Annotated in this window: 11 protein-coding genes; 7 read left to right on the top strand and 4 right to left on the bottom strand. The window is 58.7% G+C overall.

All coding sequences use genetic code 11. From position 1 onward, the window contains the following. Genes AVI_RS05180 through AVI_RS05170 form a run of 3 tightly spaced genes read left to right on the top strand, consistent with a single transcriptional unit; the run spans nt 1 to nt 5,535 of the window. Nucleotides 1–1,095, top strand: coding sequence for an efflux RND transporter periplasmic adaptor subunit (locus AVI_RS05180; protein WP_015915357.1), 1,095 nt, complete (start codon nt 1–3; stop codon nt 1,093–1,095). After that, the gene (locus AVI_RS05175; protein ID WP_015915356.1) at nt 1,092–4,202 is read left to right on the top strand and encodes an efflux RND transporter permease subunit; all 3,111 of its coding nucleotides are present in this window, start codon (nt 1,092–1,094) and stop codon (nt 4,200–4,202) included. Before AVI_RS05180 ends, AVI_RS05175 begins: the two co-directional genes overlap by 4 nt. Before the next feature lies 1 nt (nt 4,203). Next, nucleotides 4,204–5,535 carry an alpha/beta hydrolase gene (locus AVI_RS05170; RefSeq protein ID WP_015915355.1) on the top strand — a complete coding sequence of 444 codons (1,332 nt, stop codon included), beginning with the start codon at nt 4,204–4,206 and terminating at the stop codon, nt 5,533–5,535. A 66-nt stretch (nt 5,536–5,601) separates the two neighbouring features. On the opposite strand, the gene AVI_RS05165 is transcribed toward AVI_RS05170, so the two are convergent. Both AVI_RS05165 and AVI_RS05160 read right to left on the bottom strand, forming a co-directional pair. Then, nucleotides 5,602–6,660 carry a peptidoglycan-binding domain-containing protein gene (locus AVI_RS05165; RefSeq protein ID WP_234688936.1) on the bottom strand — a complete coding sequence of 353 codons (1,059 nt, stop codon included), beginning with the start codon at nt 6,658–6,660 and terminating at the stop codon, nt 5,602–5,604. Nucleotides 6,661–6,697: 37 nt separating this feature from the next. Next, the gene (locus AVI_RS05160; RefSeq protein WP_139192280.1) at nt 6,698–8,458 is read right to left on the bottom strand and encodes an ATP-binding protein; all 1,761 of its coding nucleotides are present in this window, start codon (nt 8,456–8,458) and stop codon (nt 6,698–6,700) included. Nucleotides 8,459–8,928: 470 nt separating this feature from the next. On the opposite strand from AVI_RS05160, the gene AVI_RS05155 reads away from it, so the two are divergent. Both AVI_RS05155 and AVI_RS05150 read left to right on the top strand, forming a co-directional pair. Next, on the top strand, nt 8,929–9,393 hold the full coding sequence (locus AVI_RS05155) for a DUF5330 domain-containing protein (protein ID WP_015915352.1): 465 nt from the start codon (nt 8,929–8,931) through the stop codon (nt 9,391–9,393). Between the two features lie 124 nt (nt 9,394–9,517). Next, the gene (locus AVI_RS05150; protein ID WP_015915351.1) at nt 9,518–9,937 is read left to right on the top strand and encodes a SufE family protein; all 420 of its coding nucleotides are present in this window, start codon (nt 9,518–9,520) and stop codon (nt 9,935–9,937) included. A gap of 45 nt (nt 9,938–9,982) precedes the next feature. Here AVI_RS05150 and AVI_RS30465 read toward each other — a convergent pair whose 3' ends face one another. Beyond that, complete coding sequence (locus AVI_RS30465; RefSeq protein WP_139192281.1) at nt 9,983–10,207, bottom strand: hypothetical protein; 225 nt, start codon at nt 10,205–10,207, stop codon at nt 9,983–9,985. A 212-nt stretch (nt 10,208–10,419) separates the two neighbouring features. Between AVI_RS30465 and AVI_RS05145 the strand changes: the two genes are divergently transcribed. Beyond that, complete coding sequence (locus tag AVI_RS05145; RefSeq protein WP_015915350.1) at nt 10,420–11,928, top strand: jacalin-like lectin; 1,509 nt, start codon at nt 10,420–10,422, stop codon at nt 11,926–11,928. A 483-nt stretch (nt 11,929–12,411) separates the two neighbouring features. Here AVI_RS05145 and AVI_RS05140 read toward each other — a convergent pair whose 3' ends face one another. After that, nucleotides 12,412–13,113, bottom strand: coding sequence for a TetR/AcrR family transcriptional regulator (locus tag AVI_RS05140; protein WP_187152378.1), 702 nt, complete (start codon nt 13,111–13,113; stop codon nt 12,412–12,414). A 288-nt stretch (nt 13,114–13,401) separates the two neighbouring features. On the opposite strand from AVI_RS05140, the gene AVI_RS05135 reads away from it, so the two are divergent. Then, the gene (locus AVI_RS05135; RefSeq protein ID WP_049777144.1) at nt 13,402–15,114 is read left to right on the top strand and encodes a CocE/NonD family hydrolase; all 1,713 of its coding nucleotides are present in this window, start codon (nt 13,402–13,404) and stop codon (nt 15,112–15,114) included. Nucleotides 15,115–15,122: the final 8 nt, after the last annotated feature.

Raw genomic sequence — 15,122 nt, 5'->3', positions numbered from 1 at the left:
ATGCGCCTCTACCGTCCAATCATCACCCTTCCCTTTCTGCTTGCCCTGGCGCTTGCCGCCGGTTGCAGCCAGGAGGACGACCAGCAGGCCGCCGGGCCACGTCCTGTCCGCTCGATGACCGTCAAGGCCGAGCGCCTGTCGGGGGTCAGCTTTGCCGGTGTCGTCCAGGCGCGGGTCGAAACCGATCTTGCCTTCCGCACGCTCGGCCGAGTGATCCTGCGCAAGGCCGAAGTCGGCGATCTCGTCCACAAGGGCGACGTGGTTGCCGAAATCGATCCGCTGGCGCTGCAATTTGCCGTCAACAGCGCCGAGGCCGACCTGCGCAATGCCCAGGCGGCCTTTGAGAATGCGCAGATTACCGAAAAGCGCCGGCGCACACTCGCCACCATCAATGCCGGCAGCGTCGCCGATTTCGAAGTGGCCGAACAGGGCCTGAAATCGGCCCAGGCAAGTCTCGACCAGGCAAATGCCAAGCTGGACAAGGCCCGCGAGCAATTGGGGTATGCGCGGCTTCAGGCGGAATTCGACGGCGTCGTCACGTCAGTGTCCGTCGAAGTCGGCCAGACAGTGACCGCCGGGCAGACGGTGATGAAAGTCGCGCGGCTGGACCAGCGTGACGTGATCGTCGATGTCCCGGAAGGACGGATCGGCGCGCTGAAGGAAGGCACGAAGTTCAACGTGGCGCTACAGCTCGATCCCACCAAGCAGGCCATCGGCACGCTGCGCGAAATCGGCCCCGAAGCCGATGCGGAAACCCGCACCCACCGGCTGAAGATCGCCATCAACGACGCCCCCGAGGTCTTTCGTCTCGGCGCCGTGGTGACCGCGACCGCAAGCCGTGATGAAGAGGACGGCGTCATCCTGCTGCCGTTGACCGCCATCCTCAAAAAAGACGGCGCAACCGGTGTCTGGGTGATCGATCGGGCCAATGCCTCGGTCGCCCTGCGCAAGGTTGTCCTTGATGACGCCACCACCGATGGCAACCGGGTGAAGGTCCTGTCCGGCTTGAAGGAAGGCGAGCAGGTTGCCGTCGCCGGCGCCAATCAGCTTGCCGAGGGACAAAAGATCAAGACCGATGAGGAGCCGCGCCCGTGAAGAAATTTAACCTGTCGGACTGGGCGCTCGAACATCGTTCCCTCGTCTGGTATTTCATGATGGTGTTTTCGCTGGCCGGCGTGCTCGCTTATATCGGCCTTGGGCGTGAGGAAGACCCGTCCTTCACCATCAAGACCATGGTGATTCAGGCCCAATGGCCCGGCGCCTCCGCCCAGGAGGTCACCCAGCAGATCACCGACCGGATCGAGAAGAAGCTGCAGGAACTGGAATCGCTCGACTATACTAGGTCGATCACCACGGCGGGCCAGACCATCGTCTTCGTCAACCTGCTGGATACCACCAAGGCCCGCGACGTGCCCGCCACATGGCTGCGCGTGCGCAACATGGTCCAGGATGTCCAGGGGGACTTTCCCTCCGGCGTCGTCGGGCCGTTTTACAACGACCGTTTCGGCGACGTTTACGGCAATATCTACGCCTTCACCAGCGATGGCCTGACCCATCGGCAATTGCGCGACCTGGTCGAGAGCGCCCGCACCAAGCTGCTGACCGTTCCCAATATCGGCAAGGTCGACATTGTCGGCACGCAGGACGAGGCGATCTACCTCGAATTTTCCACCCGCAAGATTGCTGCCCTCGGCATCGACCAATCGGCGATCATCGCCACGCTTCAGGCCCAGAATGCCGTCACCCAGTCAGGCTTCATCGATGCCGGGCCGGAGCGGATCGCGCTTCGCGTCGGCGGGCGCTTTATTTCGGAAGACAGCCTGCGGTCGATCAATCTCAAGGTCAACGACCGGTTCTTTCCGCTGACCGATGTCGCCACCATTAGCCGTGGCTATGCCGATCCACCGACCAGCATGTTCCGGGTCAATGGCAAGCCGGCAATCGGTCTTGCGATCGGCATGAAGGCTGGTGCCAATCTGGTGAATTTCGGCAAGGCGCTGGACAAGACCATGGCCGGCGTCATCCAGGACCTGCCGGTCGGCGTGTCCGTCGATCGGGTCGCCGATCAGCCGGCGGTGGTGGAGGAAGCGGTTTCCAGCTTCACCCATGCGCTGTTCGAGGCAATCGTCATCGTGCTGGCCATCAGCTTCATCAGCCTTGGCCTGCGCGCCGGACTGGTGGTGGCGATCTCGATCCCGCTGGTTTTGGCGATCACCTTCCTGTTCATGCAATATGCCGGCATATCGCTGCAACGCATCTCGCTCGGCGCCTTGATCATCGCGCTCGGGCTTCTGGTCGACGATGCGATGATTGCCGTGGAAATGATGGTGGCACGGCTGGAAGTGGGCGACAGCCTGCGCAAGGCCGCCACCCATGTCTATACCTCGACCGCCTTTCCAATGCTGACGGGAACGCTCGTCACCGTCGCCAGCTTCATCCCGGTCGGGTTGAACAACAGCAATGCGGGCGAATTCACCTTCTCGCTGTTCGTCGTTATCGCCGTGTCACTGGTGGTGTCCTGGGTGGTGGCTGTGCTGTTCACGCCACTTCTGGGCGTCACCATGCTGCCGAAGACCATGAAGAAGCATGCCGACCACAAGGGCTGGTTTGCCCGGCTGTTTGCCAGCATGCTCCACTTTTGCCTGCGCTGGCGCTGGCTGACCATCGTTGCAACGATCGGCGCCTTCGCCCTGTCGCTCTATGGCATGACCCATGTGCAGCAGCAATTCTTCCCCAGCTCCGACCGCCCGGAACTGATCGTCGACTGGAACCTGCCGCAAAACAGCTCCATCGACGAAACCAACCGGCAGATGGCCAAGTTTGAACAGGAGCAATTGGCCAACAACCCTGATATCGACCATTGGTCGACCTATGTCGGTCGCGGTGCACCGCGCTTCATCCTGTCGTTCGATGTGCAGCCTGATGATATCACCTTCGGCCAGATGATCATCGTCACCAAAGGGCTGGACGTGCGCGACAAGCTGCGCCAAGAGTTCCAGGCCTATCTCAGCCAAACCTTCCCCGGCACCGATGCCTATGTGAAGCTGCTGGATATCGGACCTCCGGTCGGCAAGCCGGTGCAATACCGCGTATCCGGTCCCGACATCCAGAAGGTGCGCGATTATGCTGGCAAACTGGCCGCCATTGTCGGCACCCACCCGCTACTCACCAATATCGCCTTCAACTGGTATGAGCCGGCCCGCGTGCTGAAGGTAGATGTGTTGCAGGACAAGGCCCGCCAACTGGGTGTCACCTCCGAAGACATCGCCCAGACCCTCAACAGAGTGGTCGAAGGATCGACGGTCACCAAGGTCAGGGACGACATCTACCTGATTGATGTCGTCAGCCGTGCCGAAAAGAAGGATCGCGGTTCCGTCGAAACCTTGGTCGACCTGCAATTGCCAAGCAGCAACGGTCAGTCTATCCCGCTGTCGTCGGTCGCCACCTTCCATTACGAACTGGAGCAGCCGACCATCTGGCGGCGCGACCGCATGCCTACAATCACCATCGAAGCCGCCGTCAACGGCCCCACCCAGCCCGCGACCATCGTCAACGCGCTGAGCGGCAAGGTCACCGAGTTCGCCAAGACGCTTCCGGCAGGCTATGCCGTCAATATCGGCGGCGCCGTCGAGGAGAGCAGCAAGTCGCAAGGGCCGATCGTCCAGGTCGCACCCCTGATGCTGTTCATCATGGCAACGCTGCTGATGATCCAGTTGCAGAGCTTCCACCGGCTGTTCCTGGTGTTTTCCGTCGCGCCGCTGGCGCTGGTCGGCGTGGTGATCGCGCTTCTCACCAGCAACGCGCCTCTTGGCTTCGTGGCGCTGCTCGGCGTGCTCGCGCTGATCGGCATCCTGATCCGAAACTCTGTCATCCTGGTGGTGCAGATCGAGGATCTGCGAAAATCGGGCGTTGCGGCCTTTGCGGCGGTGGTCGAGGCCACCGAACACCGAATGCGCCCGATCATGCTGACTGCCGCCGCTGCCACGCTGGCGCTGATCCCGATCTCGCGGCAGATCTTCTGGGGACCGATGGCCTTTGCCATGATGGGCGGCATCGTCGTCGGAACGGTGCTGACCCTGCTGTTCCTGCCCGCGCTGTACATCACCTGGTTCCGGATCAAACCGGAGAAAAACCCGACGCACGACAAGCACGTCCCCGATGCCCATGCTCCCGATAACAATGCTATCGGAGCTGAGAAATAGGATGCCGACCCTCGGCTGGCGCAGGAACGGGAAGCGGGAACACGCCCGCTCTCCCTTGAACCGTGGATATGCCCTCGCGCCTTCGCCATCGGCATGCAGGCCGGCAAGGTCCAGTCCTGCTTTTGCCGCCGCGTTCCCCTTACTCATTGTTCTCGTGCTGGGTGGCTGCGCGGGCCGGCCAGAAAGCGTGCTGAAGCCCGTTCCCGTGGCCAGCGATGCCAGCCAGGTCAATATGCTGGTGTTTACCACCCGCCAAGCGGCGGATGATCCCGGTATCCTCTATTCCGGCGATCGCGGCACAGCGATCTCAGTGAATAATGTGGTCGTTTCCATCCCCCCGGAGCGCAATCGCAAGGTGGGTGAAGTGCAGTGGCCTTCCCGTGTGCCCCCCAACCCGGAACATGATTTCGCGGTGCTGAAGGCCGATAAAGTCCCAACGGAATCCGAGGCTTTGCATTGGTTCAACGCGACCCGGAACAAGAAACGCCAGGCCGTGATCTTCGTGCATGGCTTTAACAATACGTATTCGGATGCGGTTTTCCGCTTTGCCCAGATCATCCATGATTCCGGCACGGACGCATCCCCGATCCTGTTCACATGGCCGTCACGCGGCAGTGTGTTCGACTATCTCTACGACAAGGAAAGCACCACCTATTCCCGGCGGGCGCTGGAAGACCTGATCCTGCAAGCCGCGAAGAACCCTAATGTCGGCGATGTGACGATTATTTCCCATTCCATGGGCGCATGGTTGACCATGGAAGCGTTGCGCGGCGTGGCGATGCGCACTGGTGGGGTTCCAACCAAGGTCAACAACGTCATCCTGGCCTCGCCGGATATCGATGTCGATGTGTTTCGTCGCCAGTTAATCGAAATGGGCACGAAGCGGCCGCATTTCACCATCTTCACCTCCAACAAGGACAAGGCGCTGTTCGTGTCGCGGTGGCTGTCGGGCGGCGTCAGCCGGGTCGGCGGCATGAGCCAGGCCGATCTACAACCGCTGGCCGCCGACATGAAAGTGCTCGGCATCACCGCCATCGACACCAGCAGCGTCGATAGCCATGACCCGCTCGGCCACACGGCCTTTGCCGACAGTCCGGAGATCATCCGCAATCTGGGCAAGAACATCGCTGGCCAATCCATGGAAGGCGGCCAAACCACTTTGGGCGATCGGGTCGGGCTGGTGGCGATCGGCACAGCCAATCTGGCCGGTTCGGCGGCCCGTACCGTTGTCACGGCTCCCATGGCGGTGATCAGCAGCGATGCGCGTCAATCGCTCAAGCAAGAATTTTCGTCGGGGCAGAAACCGCTGATCAACGGGAAAATCGCCTATTAGAGCTTACTTTTGGAAAGTGGAAACAGGTTTTGCGTTGGGGCATACGGAAAAGCTGGAGAAAGCCGCTTACAAAGCGCCGATGGATTTCAGCTTTTTCAGCACCGCCATATTCGGCTCACCGGTTTCCGGCAGCCTGTAATGGCGCTCGAAGTGGCGAATGGCAGCCTTGGTCTTGTCGCCAGCCACCCCATCGACGCTGATATCGGTATAAGCGATATTGATAAGGCCGCGCTGGATATCCATGATCAGGCTTGCTTCCCCGCTTGCACCGGTCGCGATGGCATCATCGCCACCGGTCGAGGCAAGGCTGGTGGCGGCAACGGGCGCTTGCGGCACCGGCGCATTTGCCCTTGTGCCGGACTGGGGTTTGCCGGAAGAAACGGCGGCGGTCGACACGGGGGTTGCCGTGGGCAACCGGGCGGGCGCGGGCCGCACAGGCGCGGACTGCGCGGTGGTGACGGTCTTTTCCGCATTGCGAATGGCTGCGGCCACGGGATCGATGGCATCATCCGCTGTCGCCGTGACTTGAACTGGCCGTTCCATAGGGCGCACTAGGGGCGCATTCCCCTTGGGGTCAGCACTCCCTTTGGGGTCAGCACTGGCGGGTGATTTCTGATCGACGCTCATCGCCGCCAGCAGGTCATCGCTGGGCGCGCCGGTAACGGACATGCCGATCCGCCGCTGATAAGCGCTGATTGCCGCATCGGTTCGGGGTCCACGTTTGCCATCGGCGGCGCCATCGTAAAGCCCCAGCCGAATGAGCTGCGCCTGAATGCTGGCAGTCAGGGGATCGGTACCGGTATCCGAGGCCGGCACCACACCTGTTGCTGAACCACCGGTGCCGAGCGCTGGGCTGACAGGGGTGTTTTCCGCCGTCTGGCGCTGGATACGGAACGTGGTGACATCATCAGGGTCGGGTTTCAGGGAATGGTTGCTGTTCAATCCCAGCATGGCGGTGAAATCATGCGGATCGCGGGTGCGCAGGAAGGGAGACGGATGCCGTCCCGGCTGATACCAGAACGCATTGGCCGCAACGAAACCCATGACCACGACAAAGCCGACCGTGCTGGTGAACCGGGCTGGATTGCGCGCACAGAGGCGCATGGACGCTCGAGCGGCCATCATCAGAAAACCCGGCTCCTTGCGGGCCGGTTTTCTTTTATCAGGCGATTTTCGCTTTCGCGTCGTCATTCACATCCTTTTGCTGGCCCATCCTTTGGCCCGGCTGCCCGCTACCCTGCTGCTCATGCGTTTGTCCCGCACCCTCTTCAAAACAGACCTCATCCATCTGGTGCTGCCGCGACGATTGGGCAAGCCCCGCCCTGTCGCTCCCCAAGATCTCGCTTTTTGAGCCATCGAGCCTCTCGCGACCAGGCTGCCTTTCACTGACGGGCAAGCGTGGCGGAAATTCGATCTGACGGCTTTCGCCTGTGGATTGAACCCGGGCAATGCCCGATCCGTCGATTGGCAGGGTGATGGAAACCACCGTCCCCTCCCCCTCACGGCTCGTCAACAGGAATGTGCCACCATGCAGGGCAACCAGCCCCTTGACCAGCGACAGGCCCAGGCCGACGCCGTCGAATTTCCTGTTATAATCACTGTCGACCTGAACGAAAGGCTGGCCAAGCAGAAGGATGCGATCCTGGGCGATACCGATACCCGTATCGCTGACAGAGATCACCAGATCCTTGCCGAAACGTGCCGCATCCACGGTGACAACACCACCCGGCTCGGTGAATTTAATGGCGTTACCAACAAGATTGATCAGGATCTGACGCACGGCGCGCGGATCGGCGGTCAGCTCGCTCACATCGCGGCCAATGCGGCTGGTGAGCTTCACGCCTTTTTCCTGCGCCTGCAAGGCCAGCATGTTTTCACAATCGTGAATGGCCTGCGAAAGCGAGAACGGCTCCACCAGCAATTCGTAGCGCCCGGCCTCGATGCGGCACATATCGAGCATGGTATTGACGACCGACAGAAGATGGCCGCCGGATTGGCGGATCAACCGCACATATTCCCGGTGACGTTCATCTTCCATCCGGCCGAAATAATCGCCCATCAGAATATCGGAAAAACCGAGTATGGCATTCAGCGGCGTGCGCAATTCATGGCTGACGGCAGCGAGAAAGCGAGATTTGGCTTCATTGGCCGTCTGCAAATCGGCATCGAGCTTGACCAGCCGCTGCGCCATCTGCTGTTGCTCGCGGCAATCCAGCATCTGCACGAAAATCCCGGCAATGCCACCGCGCTCGTCGCGGCGCACGGCCATGTCAAGCCCAACCGCCATCAGCGTGCCATCGGCAGCCTCGTCGCTCGTGATTTCGCCATGCAGGTTTTCGCCGTTAGAGCCTTCAGAATGGGCATTGGTGGGGCGGGCAAGCCGCAGCTTCACACGACCGATATCCTCGCCCTGGCGCAGGGCGTCAAAGGCACGCACAAAGGCGATACGGTCGGTAACATGCACCTGATCGATGAAGGGACGGCCGAGCGGATTGCGCAGGAAAGGCAGGAAGTCGCGGGCATCGCGCCCGCCGACGGTTTCTACCCGCGCCTGGGCATCCAGGGTGAAAACCATGCCGGGAAACAGCGACAGATCGATGGAAGCACTCGTGTCGAGGGAATGGCGGATAGCCGGCTGGCGAGAAGACAGGCGCGCCAGCCACAGGGCGGCGACCACGGCGATCAGAAACAGGCCGGCAACAATGGCAACGCCAAGCGGCAGGGCCACGGCGACACCTTGAAAGAAGGACAGGGTGAGCGGCACGAGGACCAGAGCGGGCAAGCAGGCCAGGACCACGCAACGTGCCGCCGCAACTTCGGCGCGAGACGGCGAGGCTTCCGCGCCGATGCGCGTCACCACCAGGGTCACGGCTTCGTCGAGAAGGGTCTTTGCCCGATCAGCGATTTTACTCAATACCAACACGCCAAATTTCCGCGACTTGCGGTCCTCTTTACTGACCAAACAATAGAGGTCGCCGCCTTAAGGAAAAGATAAAGGGAAAGCTGCAAAACCCGCCTAAACCGGTGTTTCCGTCTCGGAAAGGGACAGGGGTCAGAAGCTTTCGAAAACATGGTTAACGTGGCGTAAGCAACGGATTTTGCATGTTTTTCCGCATCACGTTAATATCTGTGGCATCAGGTGGAATGAAAAAGCCCGGGAACAGAAGGGTTCTGCCGCAATTATGCTTAACCTCAGTCGTTAAACTTTGACTAGAATGTGGTTCAAATGCGGAAAGATCGCATTTTATGAAAATACGCAGAAAATCCGATTATGTTTTGCAAAGCGATATTTCCGCGCGAATCATAGTCTGTTTCGCAGCAGCCCGGCCATTCGACCGGCGCAACCGACGCGACAGACGAAAAAATGTCGCAGAACGAGACGGATAAGCGGTCATGTGGTTTCTGATCAAGGGAGCATTCTGGTTTACGCTGGTATTGGTCGCCCTGTCCTATCTGGGCGGCGCGCCGCGTGACGGTTCGGCATCTGCACCGCAATTCGAGCTGGCAAACGCCGTTTCGGCCGCATCCGGCGCCTATGATTACGTTTCCGGCCTCTGCGGCGAAAAGCCCGATGTCTGCATAAAGGGTGGCCAGACACTTCAGGCCATCGGAATCCGGGCGCGTGAAGGCGCGCTGGTCGCTTATCAATTGCTTAACCGTCAGTTCGGCACCGGAGAGGATCATCAGGCCATCAGCGTCGAGGCGGCGCCGGCCCATGGCAGCGTCAAGGAAGCGGCTATCGCCACCCCTGCTGCTGCCAGCGAAGACCATATGGTCACCGGTACGGTCTCTGCTGCTGGCAATGGCGTGCCGCTGACCATCACCGTTCCGAGACCAAGACCGAAACCCGCAGGTTGAGTGATTTTTAACGGCGCAGCCGGTTCATTTCCGCATGGGAAAGGCCTATATCGCCTCAAGCGCTTCCAAAGCCATCAGCGGAGGCCACTCAAAACACCCGAAAAACCGCCTGGATGACCCTCCCATGACGCCCATCGACCAGATTATCGACGACTTCGCCTATCTCGACGATTGGGAAGACCGCTACCGCTACGTGATCGAACTGGGCAAGGCCCTGCCGGACCTGCCGGAAGAACAGCGTATCGCTGAAAACAAGGTCAAGGGCTGCGCCAGCCAGGTCTGGCTGGTGACGAAGGCGGGCGAAGGTTCTGACCCGATCCTGACGTTCGAAGGCGATTCCGATGCCCATATCGTCAAGGGCCTGGTCGCCATCGTGCTATCAGCCTATTCCGGCAAGACCGCCTCAGAAGTCGCAGGCTTTAACGCCCTCGACCTGTTCGGCAAGCTCGGCCTGATCGAACACCTCTCCGCCCAACGCGCCAACGGCCTGCGCTCAATGGTGGAGCGGATCAGGGGCGAGGCTGTGGCGCGACTTGGGGGCTGATGGGCACGTACTCGCTTTGAAGAGACTTCGAGTATCTCAAATCCATCAAGGGCTTGAGATGTTTGAAACTTTCGTCAGGCGAGGATGCGTCAGCATCTTTGAGCCTTTGTATTCGCTGCACGCCACAAGGCCCAGCATGATGTCTAAGTCAAAGTCAGGCGTTGTCACCGGACTGAGCCATTTTCCGTGACTTTTTTCTGCGCGGCGCTCTAGTGCACTGACGCATTCACTTCGTTCATGCTTTCGTGCACTAATTTTTTGTTTATGCATCGATTTTTCCAAACTCGGCTGAAGCCTCCGTTTGGATCGATGCTCTAGGGGCGAACCAATGACGCTTGGTGTCGAGCCGCAAACCAGCAAAATTGATTGATGTCCACGCCAAGGAAGTACACCCAAAAAAGGCCTTTAGATTGTATTGACCGAATTTACAACCTAAAGAATATTCAATCGTTCATCAAATTTGAACGAGAGAGGAATTATTAATGAATATTGAAGTTTCCAGCGTCAAAGCCACTGCGCCCACGACACTGTTTCAGGGATATAACAGTGTCCTCGGGCAAGGCCTTTCCACGGCTGTTCAAGGCAAATCGGCCACAACCGGTGCCAGCAGCGAAGTCATCTGCTCGGTCAGCACCACAATCGAAGAATTGGCAAAATCGCTGTCGATTGATCAGTCACTTTCAGTGGGCTTTGGTCCGGTGGGCGGTGCCGACGAAAAAATGGAGTTCATGGCGTCACTCAAGGTGACCACCTACAGCGTATCGGTCACCGTCTATGCTCGGCACGGAACTGGCGGGACCAGCTTCACCGACGTGTCCTTCGAACAAGGTATCAGCATTCCGACAGACGATGCTTCGGCAAACCAATTTGTCCGCGCGTATGGCGATTCCTTCGTGTCGAGTGTCCAAACCGGCGGTGAATACATGGCGGTTTACACTTTCTACTCTCAAACCCGGGAAGAGCAGGCCTCACTCGTCACCAGCCTGAAGGCAAACGGTATCTTCGATGGCGTTTCGGTTGGCGGCAGCCTGCAAACCGCTATGACCAACTTCCTCAAAGTCACAACGGTTAACTATGCCTTCCGCCAGAAGGTCACTGGGTTGCTCAATCCAGCACTGCCACTGCCCAGCGATTTCGTAGCCTTTGCCGTCAAATTCCCATCCATTCCCATCGATGCGCCGGTGGTGACATCTATTTCCAGTACCGGATATGAAGCCGTGCCCAACGCTGGGAACGCCTTCGATAAGGTGAGCGCCAATCGCAACTACTTTACGGGCGGGAGCATTGATTCAGGCCTGACCGGTAGCCTCACGACGATTACACAAGCTTTGAACCAGATGAACTGGATCTCAAATATTTACAATTTTTACGGCGGCTTTAGCGATCAGACATTGATCACGAATACGAGTACCGCTACCAGCGATATCAATGCCATCAAAACGCAGATGAGCGCTTTCGGGACGGCGGCGGCTGGAAACTTTCCTGCTCTAAACCTCCCCTCACTCAAGAATGGCACACCGACGCTCAAATTCAATGTACAAACCAGCAGTTATTGGGGCGGCGACGGCGGCAGCCCGTTCGATGATATCGACATTAGCACCTATATTTCGCGGAAAACCCGAGTGAGCGCAATCGGCCTGCGCACAGGCAACCGCACGGACCAACTGCGCACGTCCTATATCGACGACACCGGACAATTTTCCACGAAGACCCATGGCGGCGGTGGTGGCAGCGACCGCGGAACCCTTCAGATCCTTGAGGGGCAGTTCATAACGCGGATATCGGGACGATCAGGCAACCGGCTCGACCAAGTTCAGTTCCAGATCAGCGACGGTCGCGGCATTGGCGGCGGCGGCGGCGGCGGCAGCGCATTTGATTGGTCACCCCCGAGCGGCAGCTTTGTCATGGGCTTCTCAGGTCGCTCCGGTAATGAAGTCGACCGCCTTCAGGTTTATTACGGGAAATTCAAACCTGCGAGCTGGATTATCTGAAAAATTGGCTGCAGAGAGCTGTATTATTGCCGCAATACCGCCATAGCGGAATTTCTGCGTAATATCTAACAGCAATAGCGAGGCGAAGCTTCAAAAAGATGCTTCGCCTTTTTGTTATTTCGAATGAATTAAATATATACGATATTTTTCACTCACACCAAGTCTCGACGATGCTGACGCATCCTCGAATTAAAAACATCCCAAATGCATCATAGACCTGATATATTCAATGGGAATACGAAGAGTCATTTTCAATGAATCTCCGTATAAGGCAAATAGCCTGTCAATGCTTTGACAGCGCCGCTACCAGGCCCAGCCTTGACGCATTGCGGGCCGGCATGAAGCCGACGACCAGACCGATCAGGCAGGAGCAACTGAAAGCTGCCACCATAGAGGTGGTGGATCAGGGGCGAGGCTATGGCGCGGGCCTGAGGGGCAAACCGCCAGAAAGAGTATTTAAGCCGCCTGCCACCATTAAAATGATTATGCGACTTTGGTGGCCAATGCCATCGCCTGCTCAAATTCCTCCGTCAGCACGCCGACTGCGGAGCGGATGATCATTGCCAGAATATCCTTCAATGTTTGCTCCCGACGATCTTCTTCCTCTAGAAAAAACGCCATGGCGCCTTGGCCTGCCAGAACGTGCGAAATGGTGATGGAATGGGTGAAAAACAGCAGGGATGCATCCTGCCGGTGGACCAGTCCCAGGTCCATTCCTTCCAAGAGCAGCGGCACCGTCACATCGTGAAAAGGATCGATCAGCGAGGCTTTCACCTGTTCCTGGCGCGGGCCTTCCTGAACCATCTCCTGGAGAATGAACAGGCCATAATCCGGCAGGTCGGCATTGAAGCGGATGAAGGCGGCATAGAAATCCGCCATTCTCTGAGAATAAGCCAAAGGGGCCGCCGAAATGGCCTGCAAAGCGTTGATGCAGGGCGCCGCGCGCAGGTTCATGCGTTCGAGGCATGCCTCCCATAGGGCGGCTTTTGAGCCGAAGTGATAATTTGCCAGCGCAATATTGACTCCGACCTGCCTTGCCAGTTCCCGCAGATTGACCCCGTCAAAGCCCTGGCGGCCAAAAGCATGAATGGCTTTGGAGAGAATTGCCTCGCGGCCAACCTCCGCTCCCAACCGGGGCCTACCGACGCGGGTCGGCTTTATCTTGGCGGGTTGTTCGTCGCTCATGGTCATCTCTGCTTTATCGATGAGGCCGTTGGTTGATCTTTTGCCCCGTGACCGAACAGAGCGTCAATGACGGCAGCCAATAAAAAAATTAAACATACGTTGCATTTTTATGCAAATGGCGTAACGTCGGGGTGTTTCCTGTCGTGAGCAAATGAACACGATGCAGGACATGACATGGCGGTCAGTGGGAGGAGGCCGGACCCTGAATCCATGGCTTTTCATTGCCCGAAAATCGGGCCAGCAATGGGGGCCAGCAGCAGGAAGACCGGCACCATATGGAGGAAAATTATGAATATTATCAAAAATTTAGACGGCATCGACGTTATCTTCAGAAAAGCGGTGGTCGATGAGAACTCCGCCAATTATCGGGTGGATGAGCGCAGCTTCATTCTCAAAAAGGGCAGTACCCACCGCGAAGGCGGCATGCCCCTGCAATCGGATGTGCTGGTGGAGCGGGATGTGGCCGTGACGCTGCGCGACGGCGTGACGATCCGGGCGGATCTATATCGCCCGGTCGAAGAAGGCCAGTATCCGGCCATTATCGGCTGGAGTCCTTATGGCAAACGCGGCGGCGCCCTTAACAACGATCTCTTCGGGCATCCAACACGCATGGATGTGCCCGTTGAATGGGAGGATGGGCTCAACAAGTTCGAAGCCCCGACACCGGCCTATTGGGTGGCGCATGGTTATGTGATCATCGCGCCGGACAGCCGCGGCGCTGGCAATTCCGAGGGCGACATCCATGCCTGGGGCCGCCAGGAGCCGGAGGACGAATACGACCTGATCGAATGGGCTGGGCAGCAAGCCTGGTCCAACGGTAAGATCGGCCTGACAGGCAATTCCATGCTGGCGATGTCGCAATGGTTTGTCGCCGCCCTGCGCCCACCGCATCTGGCCGCCATTGCCCCCTGGGAGGGGGCATCCGATATCTACCGCGATACGGCCTGCCGTGGCGGGATTCCGGAATTCATCTTCTCGGAAGGCATATTCGGACGGCTGTGCGGTCACGGTCTGGTGGAAGACATTCCCGCCATGACGGCCACCCATCCGCTCCTCGACGACTATTGGAAAACCAAGATCTCTGGCCTCGAAAACATTGATGTTCCCGCCTATGTGGTGGCTTCCTGGACCAATCTTCTGCATACGGGCGGCACATTTCGCGGCTGGTCATCCATTTCATCGACGGAAAAATGGTTGCGGGTCAACAATACCCATGAATGGACCGATTATTTCAACCCTGAGAATGTCGATGATCTGCGCCGCTTCTTTGATCGCTACCTGAAAGATATCGATAATGGCTGGGAGGCCACGCCGCGCGTCCGCCTGTCTGTGATGGACCCCGGCAACCGCGATACCGTCAATCGCAGCGAGGTCGCCTTCCCGCTCAAACGTCAGGTCACCAAAGCGCTTCACCTTGGGCTGAAGGACGGCAAACCTGTTTTGACCCACGAAAGCCAGAGGGAGCCCGGCAGCCTTTCCTACGATGTCGCGGACAAGGAAGGCGTGGCCTTCTCCATCACCTTCGACGAACTGACCGAGCTCACCGGTTTCTTCAACCTGAAGCTCTGGGTGGAAGCCGAGGGCCATGACGACATGGACCTGTTTGCCTTCGTCAGAAAGCGCGACAGCAACGGAAAGGTGCAGGGATGCCACGTGGTGACGGACCGCACCCATGTCGGCCCCAATGGCCGCCTGCGCGTCTCGCTGCGGGCCATGGACCCCGAACGTTCGACCGCACTTGAGCCCTTCCTGCCATTTGACAGTCCGGCCAAGCTGAAGGCGGGGGAGATTGTGCCCGTCGAAATCGGCTTCTGGCCTTACGGCATCCGCTGGCAGCCGGGCGAAACACTGGAACTGGTGATGACCGGAACCGATCTGCTGATCAGGCCGGAATTCCCGCAATTACCGCCCATTCCGACCCTCAACAAGGGCCGCCATATCATCCACTTCGGTGGGGAATACGGCTCGAAACTGCTCGTTCCCTACATTCCCGGAGCGTGAGGCCCAGA

It is taken from the genome of Allorhizobium ampelinum S4, assembly GCF_000016285.1.
Lineage (GTDB): Bacteria > Pseudomonadota > Alphaproteobacteria > Rhizobiales > Rhizobiaceae > Allorhizobium > Allorhizobium ampelinum.
This window is presented reverse-complemented; position numbering and strand designations above follow the sequence as displayed.